Raw genomic sequence first — 19,729 nt, forward strand, 5'->3', positions numbered from 1 at the left:
AGGGCGTTTACTCGTAGACCGCCATCGCGGGCAAGCCCGCTCCCACAGGTTATGTAGTGAGGCTGCAATCTTTGGCATCACACAAATCCTTGTGGGAGCGGGCTTGCCCGCGATGAGGCCCGAACAGTCAATGCAAGATTCAGCGCGGCATATACCCCAACTGCCAACGCCGCGGTATCTTCAACGACAACAACCCCAGCACCCCCGCCAGCAGCCCGCTGACAAACAGGGCCTTGAGCCCAAGATGATGTTCCAGCAAAGCCCCAATCACCGCACCAGCAAACATCCCGGCCCACGGGATCAATTGCACCCGCCAGCCATTGCGCCGCTCGCCAAGCATCCACCGCCCCAGCCCACGGCCAAACCGCGACAACGCGCCGGTGACGTAAGTCAGCCCGACCGGCAGGCCGTTCACTTCTTCCACGGCGGCATTGAGCATGCCCATGGCGATGATTGCCGCCAGCAGCGCTGGCAATTGCGTCTCATAGGGCCAGGCCGCAGCGCCGCAGAGCAGGGTGGCGATGCACAGCAGCAACGGCAACGCCCGTCGGCCACCGATCCGGCTGACGACAATGCCCAAGGCGTTGCCGGCGACGAATGTGGCCACGAGGATTACCAGGCGCAGGGTCAACCCGAGGTCGCCATCGCTGATAGCCACGGCCAGACGGGTGGTGTTACCGCTCATGAAGGAAACGAAGTCGCCACTGGCCATGAAGCCGATGGCATCGGTCATGCCGGCGAGCACCGACAAACTGGCGACCAGCGACAAGCCGATGCGCCCGCGCCATTTATGGGTATGCAAATGGCCCGGCGTGGCCCGGGTACTTGAAGGCGAAGGCAGCATCGAAAGCTTCCTTGAGCAGCGATGATTATTTGGTTAACCCATATAACTCGCAATACTCCAGCCAGTCCATGCCGGCCATCTCCGCGACTTCCTTATGCACCTCCAGGCGTTGGGCCTGGTAGTCCTCAGGCGTGGCGGCGGTCAGTTGCAGCGTCAACTCCCAGGCAAACAAACCCAGGCGCTCGGCCTCGGCTTCGAACGCTTCATGCAAGCGCTCGTCGCGGTACTGCGCCACCGTCACGCCCTTGGCCTGGGCCAACAGTGGATTCAGGTTATCCAGTTCGACGCGCAGTTCAGGATGCTCATCGAGAAACTTCTTCAGCGCCTGCTCGTGTTGCTGTTCGGTTGCCGCCATGGTCACTCCTTGGAAGACTGCTTTTTGCTCGCCTTGGCGGCCGCGGCCAGACACTCCAGAGCAAATTGCTCGGGGTAGGTCATCTGGATCGGCGTGGTTTCGCCTTTGACGGTTCTTTCGCCATCGAGAATGTAACGAATCCGCTTGTCGGTGACGCCAATTCGCTTGGCGATCCAGGAAGGTGTCTGACCGATCTGGCTGATCAGCTTGTCGGCGTATTCAGCGGTCGGTTTGTAGTATTCGGCGTTGGGTGTCATGACCTTTCCAGAAAAATGCGCCCGGAATAATGGGCGATGCGGCGTTAATGGCGCGACAGGGTGCGCGAATCGTTGCGCGGTGTCGCGGTATAAATGAAGTAAAGCAGAACGATACGCTGCGCTGCGGTGATACAGTCCGCTTTTTCCTGATGAGCGAACGCAATGCGAATTCTGATGATGGCGCTGGCCGCAACCTTGCTGGCGGGCTGTGCCGGATCGGCGATGAATGACGCCCGCACCAAAACCCCGTACAAAACCCTGACCTCGGACAAACCGGAAAAAGTCGTCGCCCAGTGCGTGCAATTTGCATGGCAGGACGAGGCGGTGTTCGGCGTGGATGCGGGCGCGTATTTGCAGCCGGGTGAGAAGGGTGGCTCCACGGTCTACACTCGTTCGGCCGAGTCCTTTGTGGACGTGACCACCGACGCCTCCGGTACAGCGTTGAGCTACTACGCGCAGCATGACGATTTTGTCGCCAAGCGCCGATTGGCGGCGTTGGCTACCTGTTTGTAAGCAGGCGCCTTGTGCACCGGGCAGATGCAGTTCCTGTGGGAGCGAGCTTGCTCGCGATGGCGGTTTGTCATTTGACATTGATATCGACTGACCCGCCGCTATCGCGAGCAAGCTCGCTCCCACAAGGTTTTGCGTTTTAATCAGCCCAAACGCTTCTGAAAAAAGAAGCGCTTATGGCCCGGCGGGTAATCGTCGATGTGCCCCAACTCGCTGTAGCCATGCTTCTTGTAAAACTCCGGCGCCTGGAAGTCGAAGGTGTCCAGCCAGATCCCGATACATTCCTTTTCCCGCGCCAGGTCTTCGGCCATTTGCATCAGCTTCGAACCCATCCCTTGTCCCCGGGCCTGATCCGGTACCGACAACAACTCAATGAAAAACCACCGGTAAAACACTCGGCCATAAAGCCCACCGAGAATCTCGTCGCTGTCATTGCGTACCAGCAAAGCAATTTGCTCCGACACCGTGGCCCCGGCCTTTGAGGCGTTGTAGGCGCGCAGCGGTGTGAGGATCGCCTCGCGCTCCTCCTGAGTGGCGTTTTTCGACAATTCGATTCGCAGGGTCATAGACAACACATCCTTATGGCAGTGAACACGGAGCCTATCCCGGTTGCGGTGATTGTTCTATCCCCCGCAGCCCAAGGAACCCCCGGGGCCCCTGGAATGTCTAGCCTAAACAGCGTCATTCCTGAACGCGGCCTATGAGGACACTCCGTGAATATTTTCGAAGCCTTGCGCGAAAGCCATGACCGCCAACGCACCTACGCCGATGCGCTGATCCAGACCAGCGGCGATACCCCCGAGCGGGTCGAGGCTTACAAGCAGCTCAAGTCCGAGCTTCAGGCCCACGAAACCGCTGAAGAGCGGCATTTCTACATCCCGCTGATGGAGTTCGATAATGGCGTCGACCTCAGCCGTCATGCCATTTCGGAACATCACGAGATGGACGAAATGATGGAGGAACTGGACGAGACTGAGATGTCCAGCCCGGCCTGGCTGGTGGTCGCGAAGAAGCTCGCCGAGAAGGTCAATCACCACCTGGAAGAGGAGGAGCAGAAGTTTTTCCAGATGGCCGGCAAGTTGCTCGACGACAAACAGAAAGAGACGCTGGCGGGTCAGTATGAGAAGGAATACAAGGCTCAGCTGTCTTAGCGCCAGGCTTTCGTTTTCGCCTAAGATGTGCGCCTTCTGACGAAAAAAGGGATGTTGTCATGTTGAACACAGCCGAGCGGGTCAACCTCATCGAGTCTCAGGTGTTGTCCCACGACTGGTACCTGCTCAAGAAAATCACCTTCGATTACCAGCGCAACAACGGCGACTGGCAGCGTCAGACTCGCGAAGTCTACGACCGCGGCAATGGCGCGGCGATTCTGCTGTTCAATCGCGAGAAGAAAACCGTCGTATTGACCCGCCAGTTCAGGCTGCCGGTGTTCGTCAACGGCCACGATGGTTTGCTGATTGAAGTGGCGGCGGGGCTGCTGGAAGGCGTTGCGCCTGAAGAGCGCATTCGTGCTGAGGCCGAAGAGGAAACCGGCTATCGCGTCCACCATGTGCAGAAGGTTTTCGAGGCCTACATGAGCCCCGGTTCGGTGACTGAAAAGCTGCATTTTTTCATGGCCGAGTACGACGCCTCTTCGAAAGTCAGCGATGGCGGCGGGCTGGAGGAAGAAACCGAAGAACTGGAAGTGCTGGAGTGGAAGTTCGATGACGCGCTGGCTGCGTTTTATCGCGGGGAGATCTGCGATGCCAAGACCATCATGCTGCTGCAGTATGCAGCGATGAAGGATGTCTTCGGAGCGGTTTGAGCCGGTTCGTCTGATTCGAGAGAGCGTTCAGGCACAATGGTCGAGCATTTCGGCACAGTATCCAGCCTTCGCGCTCTCTAGACTCGTACCTCACGCCAACACTCAGATGAGGTCACGATGAACATCAGAATAATCCTATCCGCATTGTCCATGGGGGTCGTGCTCACGGGGCACGCTGCCGAGTTCTCGCTGACGAGCCAGGATATTGCCGAGAACCGCCCGCTGACCAGTCGCGAGGTGTTCCAGGGCTTCGGTTGCGAAGGGGGGAATACGTCTCCCGAACTTTCCTGGCGCAACGCCCCATCGGGCACCAAAAGTTACGCGATCACGGTCTACGATCCTGATGCGCCCACCGGTAGCGGCTGGTGGCATTGGACGGTGGTCAACTTACCCGCTTCAACCAGCAGTTTGCCAAGAGGGGTCGGCTCGAACCTGCCTGCCGGTGCAGTACAAGGGCGAACCGATTATGGCCAACCGGGGTTTGGCGGAGCTTGTCCTCCTGTAGGGGATAAACCGCATCGATATCAATTCACCGTATGGGCGTTGAAAGTCGATAAGCTGCCACTCGACAATCAGGCCAGCGGAGCCTTGGTGGGCTATATGCTCAATGCCAACGCCTTGGCCAAAGCGACCATTACTTCAACTTACGGACGTTAAGAACGATGCGCCCTTGTTTCGGCATACAGCACCGGGAAAATATTATCGATGCTTGTGTCATACGGGCGCGACAGCCCCATACATTGCAACGGGTGCCGATATTCGCTACCGCGTTGTGTCGAGTGCGGCAGGGGGAAAAGCTGCTGCAATGGGATGACCGGCAGATGCGTGCAGGGCCGCAACATCTGATTCTGATGCCGGCCGGGCGTGAACTGGGCATCTCGAACTTTCCCGGCCTTCACGGTCACTACATCGCCGATGTGGTGATCTTTCCTGGTTCGACACTGCGTAACTTCAGCAGCCGATATGGCCAGCAGATCATGAGTCATCGCCGTGCCCTGAAGACAGATCTATGTGTTCCTCTGGACAGGCATACAACGCAGGCATGGGATCAGTTATTGGCCTCCATCAATGCGGATGCTCCAGATGCATTGCGCACCCACTATGGGGAAGCGGTTCTCCTGAGCCTGTGCCTTGGCGGCCAGGCCGGACCGCTGCTGATGGATCGCAACGATCCCCTGTGCGAACGGGTGCAGCAGTTGGTCATGGGCAGCCCGGAGAGGGACTGGACTGTTGCGGATGTCGCACAACACTTGAACCTTGGCGAATCGACTTTGCGTCGTCAACTGGCCAATGAAGGGGACAGTTTCAGGAATATTCTTGAAAGTGTTCGACTGGCTACGGCGCTGCAATGGTTACAAACCACGTCTCGTCCCATCGGTGAAATCGCCGGTGCCAGTGGTTACGCCTCGGCCTCACGTTTTGCAGTACGCTTTCGCTCGCACTATGGCTTGTCGCCACGGGAATTGCGGGCGGCGATTTAGATAATTCCTGTCCCCTGTCTTTTTGTAAGGGGCCGTTAGATAAACAAATCATCCATCCTGCCAGCCCCGTGGCACTCGTATCCTTCCAGTGTCAGTAGCCGTTCCTTAGCCTCAAGCCCACCGGCAAACCCCGTCAGTTTCCCCGACGCACCGATCACCCGATGACACGGCGCGATAATCGAAATCGGATTCTTGCCATTAGCCGCACCTACCGCCCGAACCGCGCTGGGATTGCCGATCTGCCGGGCGATCTCGCTGTAGCTGCGAGTCTCGCCAAATGGAATGGTCAGTAACGCCTGCCACACCTTCTGCTGAAATTCCGTCCCGGCAAAATCCAGTTCCAGCTCGAAACTGTTACGCGTGCCAGCGAAGTATTCCTGCAACTGCTGCGCGGTGCGCACCAGGATCGGGTTGTCCGCTGCTTCAGTCATCGGCCCCAGCCTTACCCGGCCCGGTTTGTCGTTTTCCCAGAGGATAGCCGCCAGTCGTGCGCCTTTCGCCACCAGTTTCAATTCGCCGACCGGAGACACCAGGGTGGTGAAGGTGTAAGTCATGCCGGCGGACTCCAAAAAAGTGTTTAACAGGGAGCCCAGCATACTGCCTCGTCGGGGAGGCGCAATACGCAATCCCAGCCATACTTGCCTACTGCTCTTGAACCGTTCCCTCTGTTTTTAACAGAGCCTAAAAACAAAAAGAGACCGACTCATGAAGTTCGAACCTTTTACCAAATCGCTCGTGGCAACCACATTGGCGCTGAGTTGCCTGACCGCCCACGCGGCCTCCGTCGCCCCGGTCGCAGCCGAAAACGGCATGGTTGTCACCGCTCAGCATCTGGCCAGCCACGTCGGCGTCGATGTGCTCAAGAGTGGCGGCAACGCTGTCGATGCCGCCGTTGCGGTGGGTTATGCGCTGGCGGTGGTGTACCCCGCGGCGGGTAACCTGGGCGGTGGCGGTTTCATGACGATTCAATTGGCGGACGGGCGCAAGACCTTCCTCGACTTCCGTGAAAAAGCCCCGCTGGCCGCGACCCCCGACATGTACCTCGACAAAGAGGGCAACGTGGTCCCGGAGTTGAGCACCCGCGGCCATCTTGCCGTTGGCGTGCCGGGGACCGTTTCGGGCATGGAACTGGCCCTGAAGAAATACGGTACCAAACCCCGCAAGGAAGTGATCGCCCCGGCAATCAAGCTTGCTGAAGACGGTTTTGTGCTGGAGCAGGGCGATGTCGACTTGCTGGAGTACGCCACCGACGTCTTCAAGAAAGACATGCGCGATTCGGGCTCGATCTTCCTGAGCAATGGCGAACCGATGCAGGTCGGCCAGAAACTCGTGCAAAAAGACTTGAGCAAAACCCTGCGGGAAATTTCCGAGAAGGGCGCCGACGGTTTCTATAAAGGTTGGGTGGCCGACGCCATCGTCACCTCCAGTCAGGCCAACAAGGGCATCATCACCCAGGCCGATCTCGACAAATACCAGACCCGCGAACTGGCGCCGATCGAGTGCGATTACCGTGGCTATCACGTGGTCTCGGCGCCACCGCCAAGCTCCGGTGGCGTGGTGATCTGCGAGATCATGAACATTCTCGACGGCTACCCGATGAAAGACCTGGGCTTCCGCTCGGCTCAGGCGATGCACTACCAGATCGAAGCGATGCGCCACGCGTATGTGGACCGCAACAGCTACCTCGGCGACCCGGACTTCGTGAAAAATCCGATCGCCCATCTGCTGGATAAAAACTACGCGACCAAAATCCGCGAAGTCATCGATCCGCAGAAGGCCGGCGTGTCCCGCGAGATCAAACCCGGCGTAGCGCCCCACGAAGGCAGCAATACCACCCATTACTCGATCGTCGATAAATGGGGCAACGCGGTGTCGGTGACCTACACCCTCAACGACTGGTTCGGCGCCGGCGTCATGGCGAGCAAAACCGGGGTCATCCTCAACGATGAAATGGACGACTTCACCTCGAAAATCGGCGTGCCGAACATGTACGGTCTGGTGCAAGGCGAAGCTAATGCCATTGCTCCCGGCAAGGCACCGCTGTCGTCCATGAGCCCGACCATCGTCACCAAGGACGGCAAGGTCGTCATGGTTGTCGGCACTCCCGGTGGCAGCCGCATCATCACCGCAACCCTGCTGACCATCCTCAACGTGATCGACTACGGCATGAACATCCAGGAAGCGGTGGATGCGCCGCGTTTCCACCAGCAATGGCTGCCGGAAGAAACCAACCTGGAGAACTTCGCCACCAGCCCGGACACCAAGAAAATGCTCGAAAGCTGGGGGCACAAATTTGCCGGGCCGCAGGACCCCAACCATATCGCAGCTATTCTGGTAGGTGCGCCTTCGCTGGAAGGCAAGCCAGTGGGCAAGAACCGCTTCTATGGAGCGAACGACCCACGGCGTAATACCGGGTTGTCACTCGGTTACTGAAACAGGCGATCACCGGCCACTTCATCTCCCTGGGTGGCCCCGATCCCCTGTAGGAGCTGCCGAAGGCTGCGATCTTTTGCCTTTGATGTCAGCGAAAGCAAGATCAAAAGATCGCAGCCTTCGGCAGCTCCTACAGGGGCTGAACGCAAGCTCGACAGCTGCTACAGAAAGGGAGTTGAATTCCATCGTTTTACCGACCTATCTAAGGAAGGAAACCATGAGCACCGCACTCCTGATCATAGATGTCCAACGCGCGCTGTGCACCGGCGAGTATGAATGCTTCGACATCCAGCGCGTCATCGACACCATCAACGATCTCAGCACCAAAGCCCGGGCCGCCGACATCCCGGTCATCCTGATCCAGCACGAAGAAGAGGGCGACCTGTTGCAATACGGCGGCGAAGGCTGGCAACTGGCCGACGGTCTGAAAACTTCATCCCAAGACCTGCGCGTGCGCAAAACCACCCCGGATTCGTTCTACCAGACTCACTTGCATGAACAGCTGCAAGAACTGGACGCCACACGCCTGATCATCTGCGGCCTGCAAACCGACTACTGCGTCAACGCGACCGTTCGCCAGGCGCATCAATTGGGCTACGACGTCGTGCTGGTGGCCGACGCCCATTCCACCATCGACAACGGCACGATGAGCGCCGAAGACATCATCGCCGAACACAACAAGGATCTGGCGCACCTGACCGGCTCCGTGGCGCGGATCGATGTTGTCCGGGCTAGCGAAATCAAAGTCTGAAAACACTATCAGCCCCGTGGCGAGCGAGCTTGCTCGCCTGGTGCTGGACGCAATCGCTGCGCCTATGGCATGGTCAAAAAAAATACGCCATGTAGCGAACAGGATCAGAACAATGGAGGAGGGTGATGAGGTCGGCGCCAAGGCGTCGATGGCAACGCTGAAAGCGTTCAATCTTTGCGTACTGCACTTGGGGCGTCTTGCCCGGAATCGTGGTGCATCCCGGTTCATCACCGACGGCCTGCAGGCATTTAGCCAACTGGTGCCCTTCGCTTCGGCCTGGTGGGGTGAGATGTCTGCGTCAGGCGTCGATGTTTCGCCCAGAAACTGGATGCATGGGCGAATCAATCTGCCCGAGTCGTTTGCCGCCGAGTGGCACACGTGTGCGCGCAACGACAAATTCTCCCATGACACCATGAGTCGACCCGGTGAGGTCTTGCGCGATAGCGGCTTCAATGACCCCAATGAAGAAGTGAACGCCTTCGCTCGGCGCCACGATCTCTACTACCTGATGTGTATCACCTTCGAATTGCCTGAAAGCGGCTTGATGTTCTTCGTCTGTCTCTACCGGGGCATTGATGCCTCGGCTTTCAACGACAACGAGGCCGATCTGTTCTCGGCTTTCTGCGACCACTTGTTGCAGCTGTGGCGATTCCAGGTACAGGACATGATTCGCTCCGACACGGGCAACGGGGCGTCTGATTTTGGCGTCGCGCGCATGGACGGCAGTTTGCTGTACGTGGGGGCAACGCTGTGCGCAGCCATCGAACGGGAGTTACCCGGCTGGAACGGTTCAATGCTTCCCGCGCAGGTGATCGCGCAACTGCAAAAGGCACCCTGCGTCATGCGCCTGGGCCGCTGCGTCCTGACACTGAGCCCTAACGCCGAACACGTCATCCTGTCGCTCGAAGCCCAGTCGCGCGGGGCGATGCTCGCGCCACGCGAGCGAACGGCAGCGATGCTGTTTGCCGCCGGCCATTCCTACAAGGAGATTGCCAAAATCCTGGAGTTGAGTCCTGCGACAGTGCGCACCTATCTGCGCAACTGCTACCTGCAACTGGGCGTGAAGAGCAAGGTGGAACTGGGTTCTGTACTGCGTTCAGCGACCTCGCTCGCGGATGCGACGCGCCGCGATTAAATCCGCCTACAACGCGCCCTCTGTAGGAGCGAGGCTTGCCCGCGAAGAACGATAACGCGGTGTGCCAGACCTGACGCCTTCGCGGGCAAGCCTTAATGCCAGTCAGTTAAGCAATTTCAGCCGCGATGCACTCTTTGTAGCAGCTGGCGAAGCCTGCGTTCGGCTGCGCAGCAGTCGTAAATCCGGCTGATGCGGTCTGCCTGACATACCGCGATCTCTGATTTTACGACTGCTTCGCAGCCGAACGCAGGCTTCGCCAGCTGCTACAAAGAGTGCGTCGCGGCTGAAATTGCTTAACTGATTGGCATTAGGGCAAGCCCGCTCCCACAGGGAAAGCATTGGCAATAAGCGTTGTGCCGGGCACCACCATCGCAGACCTACGGCAACAGCAAATACCCCGCACTCACCGCCAGCAACAACGCCATGATCCGGTTGAACAGGCGCATCCCCGCCGGATTGCTCAGATAACCACGCAAAAACGTCCCGGCATATGCCCAGCAACCCACCGACAAGTAGCAGATCACCAGATACACCGCCGCAAACTGCCACACCAGCCGCGCTTCGCCATCGGCGACAAACGCCCCCATCCCGGCCACACAGGCCAGCCAGGCTTTCGGGTTGAGCCATTGCATCACCGCGCCATACAGCATCGACGGCGCCCGACCTGACTCCTTGGCATCGAGCTGACCGTTATCAGTGGCCAATTTGAAAGCCATGAACAGCAGAAACGCCACCCCCGCCCATTGCACCACCCGCGTCAGCGCCGGCCAACGTTGCAACACTTCATGCAAACCCAACCCCATCAGCACCAACAGCAGCACGAACCCCAGGGTCGCCCCGGCCACATGCCGCTGACTGGCGCGAAAGCCGAACTGCGCGCCAGAGCTCAACGCCACGATGTTCACCGGTCCCGGCGTAATCGAAGCCGCCAGCGCAAACGCGGCCATGGAAAGAACAAGACTCATCGCATACCTCTTCAATTCAGTTGAACAGGCTTAAAGGTAAGGAGGCACCTGAGCGACGTATTGAAGAAAACTCCCCTCTGCGTTATTGCAAGCCTGCCACGATGTGCCCTGAGGCGGGCCTATACTCTAAGAGTCGGCACACTCGAAGCGACTTGCAATGGTGTTTGGTATACGGGGTATCGCGTCGAGTGATCGTTCACGCAGGCCACGGCCTGCCTTCGTCGTAGGGAGGAAAAGATCATGGCGCGTAAATATATTGACTGCCGCGAGTTTCCAAGCGCTTCCAAATGCTCGGTCGCGTTGTCCGCAGACTCTGAAAACGAACTGCTCGAGGCTGCCGCGCAGCATGCGGTCAGCGTTCACAAGCACACCGACTCACCGGAACTGCGTGCTCAACTGAAGACAATGTTTCACGACGGCACTCCGCCTGTTGAAGCACCGCGTCCCGCTTGATATGGCCCCCCGTAGGATCTGCCGAAGGCTGCGATCTTTTGATCTTGATCTTCGGCGATCTTGATGAAAATCAAGATCAAAAGATCGCAGCCTTCGGCAGCTCCTACGGGGATTTGGTGTGTATGGGAGACCTTGTTTGATGTCAGGTTTGAGCGCTTCAGAAAGTGCGTTGGCTTGATGAGTTCCTTTCTGCCAACTCTATGCACTTCAGCGCCAGGATCGTCGTCGGATCGACAAGAGTCACGGTGTGCCCATTGATTTCAAACGCCTCGCAATGGTCGAGCACCAGGGGCAATTCCGTACACCCCAGGATCAGCACCCCCGCCCCCAACTCACACAGGTGTTCGGCTGCCAGCAGCAGCTGTTCTTTGCAAAGCCCTTGGGTGAATCCGGCCTTGATGCCTCGCTGTCCATAGATGGCGTCCATGACCATCGCTTGGTAATCGACGCCAGGCGTGAGGATTTGAAGCCCGGCGCGACGGGCGGCCTGGTGATAAACCTGGCTTTGCACGGTACCGGATGTCGCCAAAAGACCGATTGCCTTACCCGAACCATATTTGTGCACTATCCATTCCACCGTCTCGGTCAGCATGTTCACGATGGGTACCCTCAGGTGCGTCTGAATACGCTCAACGAAAGCATGGGCGGTATTGCAGGGTATCGCGATGGCATTGGCGCCCGCGCTTTCGAGACGTTTGCAGGTTGCATACATCGCCATCGTGGGATCCGTTTCATCTCGTAGCAGACTGGCCGTTCGGTCCGGTATTTGCGGGTTTTGCTCAACCACCATTTTGATGTGTTCCTGATCCTTCCCCGCCGGCGTATGGGCGACCACCTTGCCCATGAAATCCACGGTGGCGGCAGGCCCGACGCCACCCAGGATGCCAAGTTTGAAAGGGGGACGTCTGGTCTGTCTGCTCTCCACCGTGGCGAAATTCGCGTAGATCTCATTGATGTCCAGGACGGCAACCCCTCGACGCTGCAGGTCAGCGCAGACCAGCGAAAGCTCTGTCATGCCGGGCAAGATCACCGTGGCGCCCTGCACCTGCAAGGAGAGGCACGCCTGGTAAACTGCTTCAAAGGGTACGCCTTCCAGGTGACCGTCCTTGATGCCGTTCAAGCCATACATGGCCTCCATCAACGCCGATTGCGCTTGCGGATCCGGGTAAACAATCTTGAAATCCTTTTCGAAATGTCGTTCGAACAACCCGCAATGGCGGACAAAGTCGGAGGCGATGACCCCCAGGGTCGCTTGCGGCTCGACGACGTGGCTAACGTGCCGGGTCAAAGCGGTCATCATGTCCAACACCGGAATGCCAAGCTCCTCCTGAATTTCAGCGCGAAAAGTATGACTAGCGAAGCATGGAAGCATCACGGCATCGAAGCCACTTTCCTCGAACGACTTGCACACCTGGAACACATAGAACTTGCGCGAAGTCATGCTCGCTCCGCTGTCCAGGGGCAGCAGCACGTCCTTGAAAGGGTGCTGCTCAAACAGGAAATGGTATCGGCCCTGGTCCTCCAGCACGGCTCTGGACTTGACCAACTTATAGAACAGATCGCCCCCGGCCAGTGACCCGAGCCCACCGACAATACCCAGTTTGCGGACAACAGAAGCTTTGTTAGTCGACTTCGCTTTAACCTTCATGACCTAACTCCTCTAGCCACCGAAACCGGTTCGGATCGAGACCGTACTGGAGCCTGTGCTTCGCCCTCCTCCACGGGTTCTTCATGAGGCTCGGACTTGGCGACGACGGCCGTTGCGATACTGTTCCCCACAACGTTGGTGGCCGTGCGAGCCATGTCCAGGAACTGGTCAATGCCAATGATCAGCAGCAGGCCGGCTTCAGGAAGATTGAACATGGGCAGCGTCGCAGCGACGACAACGACGGAGGCACGTGCCACACCCGCCATGCCCTTGCTGGTGACCATCAACGTCAAAAGAATCAGCAGTTGCTGGGTAAAGCTCAGGTCGATGTTGTACGCCTGGGCAATGAACATGATCGCGAATGCCTGGTACATCATCGAACCGTCAAGGTTGAACGAGTAACCCAGGGGCAACACGAAGCTGGACACCCGTTTTGGAGCGCCAAACTTCTCCAGCGCTTCAATGGTTTTTGGGTAAGCGGACTCGCTGCTGGCGGTCGAAAACGCCAGGAGGATCGGCTCGCGAATCAGTTTGCCGAGGTCAAAAACCGATCGTCCGAGGAACACATAGCCTGCGCCGAACAACACCGCCCAAAGGATGACAATCCCCAAGTAGAACTCGGCAATCAGCTTGCCGTAATCAACGAGTAAACCAAGCCCCTGGGTAGTAATGGCCGATGCGATGGCGGCGAAAACACCAATCGGCGCGAAAGCCATCACGTAGTCGGTGATCTTGAACATCACCTTCGCCAACTCCTCGATGGAGTCCGTTATCTTCGTGTAGCCAGCGCGTTTGACACCTGCCAGGGCGAATCCGAAGAACAGCGAAAAGACCACAATTTGCAGGATCTCGTTGTTAGCCATGGCCTCGGCAATACTGCGAGGGAACACATGACTGATGAAGGTCTTGAGACTGAAATCGCCCGTGTTGACTGGCACGGCCGCGGTTGCATGTTGAACAACCTCCATATTCAATCCGGCACCGGGTTGAAACAGGTTAACCAGCCCCATCCCGATCATCAGTGAGATGACTGAAGCCGTCACGAACCACGCCATTGCCCGCATGCCGATCCGTCCAACGGAACGAGAGTTACCCATGCTGGCGATGCCACCGACCAGCGTTGCAAAAACCAGGGGGGCGATGATCATCTTGATCAATCGCAGGAAAATATCGGTGACCATCGAAAAGTAAGCCGCAATCTCCTTGGCACTTTGCTCGCTCCCTGCGAAATGGTGACACGCCCAACCCACAAGCACGCCCAGCACAATGCCAATCGCAATTCGACGTGGAAGCTTATTTTTCTTCACGGAGCTGTCCTCAAGTAGTTATTGGATTTTTTTACTTGGCAGGGTCAATTTGATTCGCCCAATGCTCTGAGGGGCATTGGTGCTGTGCTGATTCTAAGGACCGGATCAACCAGGCTTGATGAGTAATCCTGCTAGGCCCATGCGCTTTTGGAATAGTTATTGAACAGCCGCGATGGCCAGGCGATTCCAACGTAAAATGGCGCTCTCACAGCGGGAGATCCCGATATGCAAATCAAATGGCTGGATGATCTTCTAGCGATTGCCGAGTTGAAAAATTTCTCGCGCGCGGCGGAGGTCCGGTGTGTGACGCAGTCGGCGCTGTCACGCCGTATTCGGTCACTTGAGGAATGGGTGGGCGTCGAGCTGGTTGACCGTGGCACCTATCCCGTCCAGCTCACCGCTGCCGGAGTGACTTTCTGTGAAGAAAGCAGAGAGGCGCTGGCGGGATTACTGAGACTGCGCTCAACGTTGCGCGAAGTGGAGCGAATGCCGGGACGATCCATTCAGGTCACGGCTGGCCACAGCCTCTCGATGACCTTTCTGCCTAAATGGCTCTCGCAGTTCCAGCAACACAATGAACAGTTCAATGCACGGGTGGTCGCCGCCAATATTCATGATGCCGTCATCGCGTTAGAGGAAGGCAGTTGCGATTTGATGATGGTCTATCACCACCCTCTCGCACCCATCCTGCTGAACCCTGAGCGTTTCGGCAGCCTGACGCTCGGGCACGATGCTTTCATCCCTTTGTGCGCGCCAAACGCCATAGGCGAACCGCTGTTCCGCTTGCCCGGAAGCTCCGGCAAACCGGTGCCCTATCTCGCCTACACCGCAACGACTTTTCTGGGGCGCGTCGCAGACATCGTTATCAAGAACGGCCCTGCACCGGTCGCGCTGGAGCGCTGTTACGAAGCGGATATGGCGATGCTGCTGATGCGCATGGCGATCGAGGGCTACGGCGTGGCCTGGTTGCCACAAAGCGCAGTCATCGACGAAATGGAGCGAGGGCTCTTGGTCAGAGCGGGTGGTGAGGAATGGAGTACGCGCCTGGAAATCCGGTCGTACTGCGCCATTGCCAATCAAAATCCGACGATGCGTAATCTCTGGAAAACCCTGGAAAGTGCCTCGTTACGCTTGCCTGCTGCCTCGATTTAAAGTAGCCGATGGTCGTTGCATTTCGTTCGTCGCCAGCGTTTGGCTTAAGCTGAATAAACCGGGACGAACGGAAACCTTAGTAATGGCGACCATTAACGGATCTGGATTGGCATCAAACGGTAACTCCCAAAGGAGACGACCATGTATGCGGTTATAAGAACCTACCTGGGTGCTGGAGCAAAGCAGCTTTTCGAGCTTTTGGAACAACGCAAGACCGACGTCGAAGCGACCCTGCGGACAGTGCCTGGCCTGGTCAGTTACACACTGCTGAATACGGGTGATGGCGGTACGGCGGTGACTGTTTGCACGGACAAGGCCGGCAGCGATGCAAGCTTGAAAGTTGCGCGCGAGTGGATTCAGAAGAATGCCTCGAATATCCGCGCGAACCCGCCGATCGTGACGGAAGGTCCGGTCATTGTGCAGATCAAATAGCACGCGCTTCCAGTTGACCTTAAATTAAAAGTGACAGACCGCGATTCAAGGCAAAAGCCGAGCGACCGTGGTCTGTCGCGTGTTTTTCCCAAGCCCTGTTCTTCTTGTTATCCCAACCCGTGCAAGGGCTGTGATTAAAGGTCTTGGCGTGGGCAATCCAACTTCACGGGCACAGCTCACTGCTCGTCGAATAGTTCGCCTGTGCACTTGCATGTAGAAGATCTCCTGCTTAACTCTGAACCTCCGGCCAATCAGTGACTCATTGGTCACGACGCCCGCATTGGCGGTATTTGCCTCGTGCTTCACTCTCAGGTCCACGTGTTCTGCTTTCTGCGATATGGCCCCTATGGGCAGTCGCTCACGCTCTGCGCTGAATCCAGTTGGTCAAGGAAGAAAATGACATGATGCCGAAAACTGCCATCATCGATGATTGGTAAGAAGTACAAGGTTTATACCGAGCATTATCTATCTGGAAAGTCACAGTGAAGTGCATAGCCACTTGACTCGCCAGGACTCTTCGCAAGGCAGTTTTTGATGCGCCTTGTACCAGTCCTTGCGGTTTAGCTCTATGACGATACGACGATGGAGTTTGGTCCATGCGAAAGAAAACAACAGCGGCGAGCGCTTTGCCCGGATCCGCGTCCCTTGTTAAAGCAGAGCGAAGCGCAGTATTTGGCCTACCTGGTCGAAGTCTGTTCCCTACATTGCGTACTCTGGCGCTGCAAGGAATCAAGCAGCCTATCCATAGTGCCCGCCATGCTCTAGCCCTTGGCGGCCAACTGGGCCGCGTGCTGATCGGCAATACGTCGCCTACCTCCCCGGTCCAGGATGCGCGCTTTCAGGACCCATCCTGGCGCTTCAACCCCTTCTACCGCCGCCGTCTACAGGCCTATCTGGCCTTGCAGAAGCAACTGAACGCCTGGGTCGACGAGAGCAGCCTGGCGGCCGACGACCAAGCCCGCGCACGCTTCATATTGGCTCAACTCGGCGATGCGCTGGCGCCATCCAACAGCCCGCTCAACCCGCTGGCGATCAAGGAACTGTTTGACACCGGCGGCGCCAGCCTGCTCAAGGGGATTGGTCATCTGATTGACGACCTGCAGCACAATGGTGGCATGCCCAGCCAAGTCAGCAAACAGGCTTTCGAGATCGGCCGGAATATCGCGATTACCCCTGGCGCCGTGGTGTTCCGCAACGAACTGCTGGAGCTGATCCAGTACCAGCCGATGAGCGAAAAACAGTACGCAACACCACTGCTGATCGTGCCGCCGCAAATCAACAAGTACTACATCTTCGACCTCAGCGTGGAGAAGAGCTTTGTTCAGTACGCACTGAAGAACGGTTTACAGGTGTTCATTATCAGCTGGCGTAACCCCGACGCTCGCCATCGCGAGTGGGGCCTATCGCGTTATGTACAAGCCATCGAAGAAGCCCTCGATGTGACCCGCGCCATCAGCGGCAGCAAAGAGGCCCATCTGATGGGCGCCTGCGCTGGCGGTCTGAGCATCGCCGCCCTGCAAGGCTATCTGCAAGCCAAACGACAGCTGCACAAAGTCGCTAGCGCAACCTATCTGGTCAGCCTGCTGGACAGTCAGATCGACAGCTCAGCCATGTTGTTCATCAATGAGCAAACCCTGAAAGCCGCCAAGCGCCGCTCCAATCAGCAAGGCGTGCTGGATGGCCGCGACTTGGCCAAGGTCTTCGCGTGGATGCGCCCGAATGACCTGATCTGGAACTATTGGATCAATAACTACCTACTCGGCAAGCAACCCCCGGCCTTCGACATCCTCTACTGGAACAACGACAGCACTCGCCTGCCGGCCGCCCTGCATAGCGATCTGCTGGACTTCTTCAAACTCAACCCGCTCACGCACCCTGGCGGCTTAAAGGTCTGCGGCAAGCCGATTGACCTGCGCAAAGTCACGGTCGACAGCTTCAGCATCGCTGGCGTCAACGACCACATCACGCCCTGGGACACGGTATACCGCTCGACCCTGCTGCTCGGTGGCGAACGGCGCTTCGTGCTATCCAACAGCGGGCATATCCAGAGCATCCTCAACCCGCCAGGTAATCCCAAGGCCAATTACCTGGAGAACGACAAACTGCCATCCGACCCACGCGCCTGGCATTTCGACACGCAGAAACACGATGGCAGCTGGTGGCCAGATTGGCTGGGCTGGATTCAGGCGCGCTCTGGTGAACAACACGAAATTCAGCTGGAGCTGGGCAATCAGAGTCACCCACCGATGGAGGCCGCTCCAGGCACCTACGTGCATGTGCCTTGAACCCTGACTTGAAGATTGAAAAGACCGGCCGGGGATCTCTCGGCCGGTTACCATCGCCTTCCGGGGTGAGGCACCATCCATCAGCATCCGCAGCAAAATAGTTCGATTGGGTCCAGTCTGAAATAACTGGCACAAACCTGAGGACTCAATTTTTTCGGTTCAAAACACCGCTCTGTTATTCCTGGACATGAAGTGCCGCGCTCAAGGACGTAATCCCCCAAGGCTATGTTCAAGGAGAAAGCACGTGTCAAACCACGCAGTTCAATCATCTTGTTCGGTGTGTGTAGTCATTCCGATGTACAACGCCGCGAACAGTATTCAAAAGGCGCTGGAGTCGCTGAGCCATCAGACCCGCCTGCCCGACAATGTCATCGTCGTTGACGATGGTTCAAACGACCTCGGTCCGCAAATAGTCAAAGACTACGCGGCGCCCTTTCCCTTGACACTCTTGCAGCAGGCCAACGAAGGGCCGGCCAGCGCACGGAACAAGGGTCTCCTCCACGCCGAAGAAACATTTGTTGCCTTCCTCGATGCCGATGACCAATGGCATCCGCAAAAACTGCAAAAGCAGTTGGCACTCTATGAAGAACTGACTCGCAAGGGACATCGGGTCGGACTCATCGATAGCTACCAGTTGAGTGAGTTCAGCGACGGGAAACGACAGCTGGAAGTACGACGAAAATGCGGTCGTCATTTCACCAATTTCATTCATGAAAACGTCATCAACGGTACGTCCGGCGTGTTGGTGATCCGCGAAGTGATTGTGGCCTTGGGCGGCTTCAATCAAGCACTGCATTTTTCCGAAGACCGCTTTTTGTGGACCCGGATCGCCGAGCACTGGGAGATTCATACAGTGCCGCAGGTGCTGGTAAAGCGTAGCGTCAATAGCGAAAACATGACCGCGCAACCACAAAAATACTACCCGCACAAAGTCAAATTCATCGAACTGTACCTCGCACGCTATGGGGCAATGCTGACCAAACAGCAGCGCATTCATTTCGTGCTCGCGAACCACGCGGAATTTCTCAATGCGTTTTCCAGGCGCGGTGAACACAAGCATGTCGTCACGGTGTTCAGGCGAATGCTTGAGTATTCGTGGCAAGCGCTGATTTTCTTTAAGGGCAAACCGACCCTGCGCTATCTCTATGCGCGGGTGAAAACATTGTGCGGAGCCGCTTGAGTTCCCCCTTTTTCACTTCCAGCCAGTTAAGGCGCAGAACCTATGGGAGCGGGCTTGCTCGCGAAAGCGGTGTGTCAGGCAACATTAATGGCGATTAATGGCGCTGCTTACCTGTTGTATCTGGCCTGGCAACTGTGGCGCGCCAATCCCGAGGCCGAGCAACTTGTGACCGGCGCCCCAGTTGGCATTGTCGCTCTGGCGGGGCAGGAGTTTCTGGTGGCGACGGGTTGATCTTTACCCTTGAGACGGCCCTTTCAGTTCGACCTGATTGCCGTCCGGATCGAAGCAATAGATCGACAACCCTTTACCTTCAGCGCCGAAACGCACGGCGGCTTTCTCGGGCGTCACGCCGAAGGACTGCAAGTGAGTGACCAGCGCTTCCTCGTCGAACGGTTCAATGCGCAGGCAGAAGTGATCGACGTTGCGCCGTTCGTGGCCAGCGCCGGCACCGCCCTTGCGGCCGAGTTCGCCCTGGATGTCGACGAGGTCGATCATCGAGGTGCCCGCACGCAAATGCACCATGCCCAGATCATCGCGGCGCTTGATCAGTTCGGCGCCGAATACCTCGCCGTAAAACGTGATGCTTCGTTCGAGATCCTTGACGCGCAGGACGATGTGATCGATGTGTTTGATCGTGAACGGTTGCATTAGGAGGATTCCTGAAAATATCGTTTACAGGATTATCGGTAACCCGATGACTGTAGCTCAGTGCTACAAAAATTCACTGTCGATTTTCC

General features: G+C 57.3%; 22 protein-coding genes and 1 pseudogene. 14 read left to right on the plus strand and 9 right to left on the minus strand.

The features are described from left to right. Nucleotides 1-139: 139 nt before the first annotated feature. The 3 genes from NHU87_RS01210 to NHU87_RS01220 are packed head-to-tail and all read right to left on the minus strand — an operon-like array spanning nt 140 to nt 1,456. Nucleotides 140-844: a YoaK family protein gene (locus tag NHU87_RS01210; RefSeq protein WP_253544887.1), complete on the minus strand. Its 705-nt coding sequence runs from the start codon at nt 842-844 to the stop codon at nt 140-142. A gap of 25 nt (nt 845-869) precedes the next feature. Further along, nucleotides 870-1,199: a DUF6388 family protein gene (locus NHU87_RS01215; RefSeq protein WP_253544888.1), complete on the minus strand. Its 330-nt coding sequence runs from the start codon at nt 1,197-1,199 to the stop codon at nt 870-872. Between the two features lie 2 nt (nt 1,200-1,201). Next, nucleotides 1,202-1,456 (minus strand): hypothetical protein, encoded by a 255-nt coding sequence (locus NHU87_RS01220; RefSeq protein ID WP_008008546.1) that lies wholly within the window; start codon nt 1,454-1,456, stop codon nt 1,202-1,204. Nucleotides 1,457-1,618: 162 nt separating this feature from the next. Between NHU87_RS01220 and NHU87_RS01225 the strand changes: the two genes are divergently transcribed. After that, complete coding sequence (locus tag NHU87_RS01225) at nt 1,619-1,969, plus strand: hypothetical protein (RefSeq protein ID WP_253544889.1); 351 nt, start codon at nt 1,619-1,621, stop codon at nt 1,967-1,969. A gap of 140 nt (nt 1,970-2,109) precedes the next feature. On the opposite strand, the gene NHU87_RS01230 is transcribed toward NHU87_RS01225, so the two are convergent. Then, complete coding sequence (locus NHU87_RS01230) at nt 2,110-2,532, minus strand: GNAT family N-acetyltransferase (RefSeq protein WP_253544890.1); 423 nt, start codon at nt 2,530-2,532, stop codon at nt 2,110-2,112. A gap of 147 nt (nt 2,533-2,679) precedes the next feature. On the opposite strand from NHU87_RS01230, the gene NHU87_RS01235 reads away from it, so the two are divergent. The 4 genes from NHU87_RS01235 (at nt 2,680) to NHU87_RS01250 (ending at nt 5,251) form a co-directional block, all read left to right on the plus strand. Continuing rightward, nucleotides 2,680-3,117, plus strand: a complete 438-nt coding sequence (locus tag NHU87_RS01235) for a hemerythrin domain-containing protein (RefSeq protein WP_253544891.1) — start codon at nt 2,680-2,682, stop codon at nt 3,115-3,117. A gap of 59 nt (nt 3,118-3,176) precedes the next feature. Then, nucleotides 3,177-3,770, plus strand: coding sequence for an NUDIX domain-containing protein (locus tag NHU87_RS01240; protein ID WP_253544892.1), 594 nt, complete (start codon nt 3,177-3,179; stop codon nt 3,768-3,770). Between the two features lie 117 nt (nt 3,771-3,887). Next, nucleotides 3,888-4,427 (plus strand): kinase inhibitor, encoded by a 540-nt coding sequence (locus tag NHU87_RS01245; protein WP_253544893.1) that lies wholly within the window; start codon nt 3,888-3,890, stop codon nt 4,425-4,427. Between the two features lie 5 nt (nt 4,428-4,432). Then, a complete protein-coding gene (locus tag NHU87_RS01250) occupies nt 4,433-5,251 on the plus strand; it encodes a helix-turn-helix transcriptional regulator (RefSeq protein ID WP_253544894.1) in 819 nt (272 codons plus the stop codon). 35 nt (nt 5,252-5,286) lie between these two features. Here the strand turns inward: NHU87_RS01250 and NHU87_RS01255 are convergent, their stop codons facing one another. Next, nucleotides 5,287-5,805, minus strand: a complete 519-nt coding sequence (locus NHU87_RS01255) for a methylated-DNA--[protein]-cysteine S-methyltransferase (RefSeq protein WP_253544895.1) — start codon at nt 5,803-5,805, stop codon at nt 5,287-5,289. Nucleotides 5,806-5,956: 151 nt separating this feature from the next. On the opposite strand from NHU87_RS01255, the gene ggt reads away from it, so the two are divergent. From ggt to NHU87_RS01270, 3 genes are all read left to right on the plus strand, one after another. After that, nucleotides 5,957-7,684, plus strand: coding sequence for a gamma-glutamyltransferase (gene ggt / locus NHU87_RS01260; RefSeq protein WP_253544896.1), 1,728 nt, complete (start codon nt 5,957-5,959; stop codon nt 7,682-7,684). 217 nt (nt 7,685-7,901) lie between these two features. Further along, nucleotides 7,902-8,435 (plus strand): cysteine hydrolase family protein, encoded by a 534-nt coding sequence (locus NHU87_RS01265; RefSeq protein ID WP_253544897.1) that lies wholly within the window; start codon nt 7,902-7,904, stop codon nt 8,433-8,435. A 112-nt stretch (nt 8,436-8,547) separates the two neighbouring features. Next, nucleotides 8,548-9,570, plus strand: coding sequence for a helix-turn-helix transcriptional regulator (locus NHU87_RS01270; RefSeq protein WP_253544898.1), 1,023 nt, complete (start codon nt 8,548-8,550; stop codon nt 9,568-9,570). Nucleotides 9,571-9,947: 377 nt separating this feature from the next. On the opposite strand, the gene NHU87_RS01275 is transcribed toward NHU87_RS01270, so the two are convergent. Further along, nucleotides 9,948-10,535 carry a LysE family translocator gene (locus NHU87_RS01275; protein WP_253544899.1) on the minus strand — a complete coding sequence of 196 codons (588 nt, stop codon included), beginning with the start codon at nt 10,533-10,535 and terminating at the stop codon, nt 9,948-9,950. A gap of 240 nt (nt 10,536-10,775) precedes the next feature. On the opposite strand from NHU87_RS01275, the gene NHU87_RS01280 reads away from it, so the two are divergent. Next, nucleotides 10,776-10,988, plus strand: coding sequence for a DUF1059 domain-containing protein (locus NHU87_RS01280; RefSeq protein ID WP_007937743.1), 213 nt, complete (start codon nt 10,776-10,778; stop codon nt 10,986-10,988). A 157-nt stretch (nt 10,989-11,145) separates the two neighbouring features. Here NHU87_RS01280 and NHU87_RS01285 read toward each other — a convergent pair whose 3' ends face one another. Together NHU87_RS01285 and NHU87_RS01290 are read right to left on the minus strand one after the other, a co-directional pair. Further along, on the minus strand, nt 11,146-12,636 hold the full coding sequence (locus tag NHU87_RS01285) for an amino acid racemase (protein WP_253544900.1): 1,491 nt from the start codon (nt 12,634-12,636) through the stop codon (nt 11,146-11,148). Continuing rightward, nucleotides 12,633-13,943 (minus strand): dicarboxylate/amino acid:cation symporter, encoded by a 1,311-nt coding sequence (locus tag NHU87_RS01290; protein ID WP_253544901.1) that lies wholly within the window; start codon nt 13,941-13,943, stop codon nt 12,633-12,635. The genes NHU87_RS01285 and NHU87_RS01290 overlap by 4 nt, the downstream gene beginning before the upstream one ends. Before the next feature lie 225 nt (nt 13,944-14,168). On the opposite strand from NHU87_RS01290, the gene NHU87_RS01295 reads away from it, so the two are divergent. The 5 genes and pseudogenes from NHU87_RS01295 to NHU87_RS01315 all read left to right on the plus strand — a co-directional run. Beyond that, nucleotides 14,169-15,095 (plus strand): LysR substrate-binding domain-containing protein, encoded by a 927-nt coding sequence (locus tag NHU87_RS01295; RefSeq protein ID WP_253544902.1) that lies wholly within the window; start codon nt 14,169-14,171, stop codon nt 15,093-15,095. A gap of 141 nt (nt 15,096-15,236) precedes the next feature. Beyond that, entirely contained in the window at nt 15,237-15,527 is a 291-nt protein-coding gene (locus NHU87_RS01300) for a hypothetical protein (RefSeq protein ID WP_253544903.1), read from the plus strand. A gap of 596 nt (nt 15,528-16,123) precedes the next feature. Beyond that, nucleotides 16,124-17,812 carry a class II poly(R)-hydroxyalkanoic acid synthase gene (gene phaC, locus NHU87_RS01305; RefSeq protein ID WP_253544904.1) on the plus strand — a complete coding sequence of 563 codons (1,689 nt, stop codon included), beginning with the start codon at nt 16,124-16,126 and terminating at the stop codon, nt 17,810-17,812. Nucleotides 17,813-18,056: 244 nt separating this feature from the next. After that, the gene (locus NHU87_RS01310; protein WP_253544905.1) at nt 18,057-18,992 is read left to right on the plus strand and encodes a glycosyltransferase family 2 protein; all 936 of its coding nucleotides are present in this window, start codon (nt 18,057-18,059) and stop codon (nt 18,990-18,992) included. A 93-nt stretch (nt 18,993-19,085) separates the two neighbouring features. Next, a pseudogene (locus tag NHU87_RS01315) lies at nt 19,086-19,220 on the plus strand (LysE family translocator); the annotation flags it as partial. 6 nt (nt 19,221-19,226) lie between these two features. On the opposite strand, the gene NHU87_RS01320 reads toward NHU87_RS01315, so the two are convergent. Beyond that, nucleotides 19,227-19,640, minus strand: coding sequence for a VOC family protein (locus NHU87_RS01320; RefSeq protein WP_253544906.1), 414 nt, complete (start codon nt 19,638-19,640; stop codon nt 19,227-19,229). Nucleotides 19,641-19,729: the final 89 nt, after the last annotated feature.

Origin of the sequence: Pseudomonas mandelii, assembly GCF_024138395.1 — a bacterium.
Taxonomy (GTDB): Bacteria; Pseudomonadota; Gammaproteobacteria; order Pseudomonadales; family Pseudomonadaceae; genus Aquipseudomonas; species Aquipseudomonas mandelii_E.

What these genes read in the sequence shown, in the direction of transcription:
- NHU87_RS01210 (WP_253544887.1), bottom strand. Translation starts at nt 844, where the DNA reads ATGCTGCCTTCGCCTTCAAGTACCCGGGCCACGCCGGGCCATTTGCAT.
- NHU87_RS01215 (WP_253544888.1), bottom strand. Translation starts at nt 1,199, where the DNA reads ATGGCGGCAACCGAACAGCAACACGAGCAGGCGCTGAAGAAGTTTCTC.
- NHU87_RS01220 (WP_008008546.1), bottom strand. Translation starts at nt 1,456, where the DNA reads ATGACACCCAACGCCGAATACTACAAACCGACCGCTGAATACGCCGAC.
- NHU87_RS01225 (WP_253544889.1), top strand. Translation starts at nt 1,619, where the DNA reads ATGCGAATTCTGATGATGGCGCTGGCCGCAACCTTGCTGGCGGGCTGT.
- NHU87_RS01230 (WP_253544890.1), bottom strand. Translation starts at nt 2,532, where the DNA reads ATGACCCTGCGAATCGAATTGTCGAAAAACGCCACTCAGGAGGAGCGC.
- NHU87_RS01240 (WP_253544892.1), top strand. Translation starts at nt 3,177, where the DNA reads ATGTTGAACACAGCCGAGCGGGTCAACCTCATCGAGTCTCAGGTGTTG.
- NHU87_RS01245 (WP_253544893.1), top strand. Translation starts at nt 3,888, where the DNA reads ATGAACATCAGAATAATCCTATCCGCATTGTCCATGGGGGTCGTGCTC.
- NHU87_RS01250 (WP_253544894.1), top strand. Translation starts at nt 4,433, where the DNA reads ATGCGCCCTTGTTTCGGCATACAGCACCGGGAAAATATTATCGATGCT.
- NHU87_RS01255 (WP_253544895.1), bottom strand. Translation starts at nt 5,805, where the DNA reads ATGACTTACACCTTCACCACCCTGGTGTCTCCGGTCGGCGAATTGAAA.
- ggt (WP_253544896.1), top strand. Translation starts at nt 5,957, where the DNA reads ATGAAGTTCGAACCTTTTACCAAATCGCTCGTGGCAACCACATTGGCG.
- NHU87_RS01265 (WP_253544897.1), top strand. Translation starts at nt 7,902, where the DNA reads ATGAGCACCGCACTCCTGATCATAGATGTCCAACGCGCGCTGTGCACC.
- NHU87_RS01270 (WP_253544898.1), top strand. Translation starts at nt 8,548, where the DNA reads ATGGAGGAGGGTGATGAGGTCGGCGCCAAGGCGTCGATGGCAACGCTG.
- NHU87_RS01275 (WP_253544899.1), bottom strand. Translation starts at nt 10,535, where the DNA reads ATGAGTCTTGTTCTTTCCATGGCCGCGTTTGCGCTGGCGGCTTCGATT.
- NHU87_RS01280 (WP_007937743.1), top strand. Translation starts at nt 10,776, where the DNA reads ATGGCGCGTAAATATATTGACTGCCGCGAGTTTCCAAGCGCTTCCAAA.
- NHU87_RS01285 (WP_253544900.1), bottom strand. Translation starts at nt 12,636, where the DNA reads ATGAAGGTTAAAGCGAAGTCGACTAACAAAGCTTCTGTTGTCCGCAAA.
- NHU87_RS01295 (WP_253544902.1), top strand. Translation starts at nt 14,169, where the DNA reads ATGCAAATCAAATGGCTGGATGATCTTCTAGCGATTGCCGAGTTGAAA.
- NHU87_RS01300 (WP_253544903.1), top strand. Translation starts at nt 15,237, where the DNA reads ATGTATGCGGTTATAAGAACCTACCTGGGTGCTGGAGCAAAGCAGCTT.
- phaC (WP_253544904.1), top strand. Translation starts at nt 16,124, where the DNA reads ATGCGAAAGAAAACAACAGCGGCGAGCGCTTTGCCCGGATCCGCGTCC.
- NHU87_RS01320 (WP_253544906.1), bottom strand. Translation starts at nt 19,640, where the DNA reads ATGCAACCGTTCACGATCAAACACATCGATCACATCGTCCTGCGCGTC.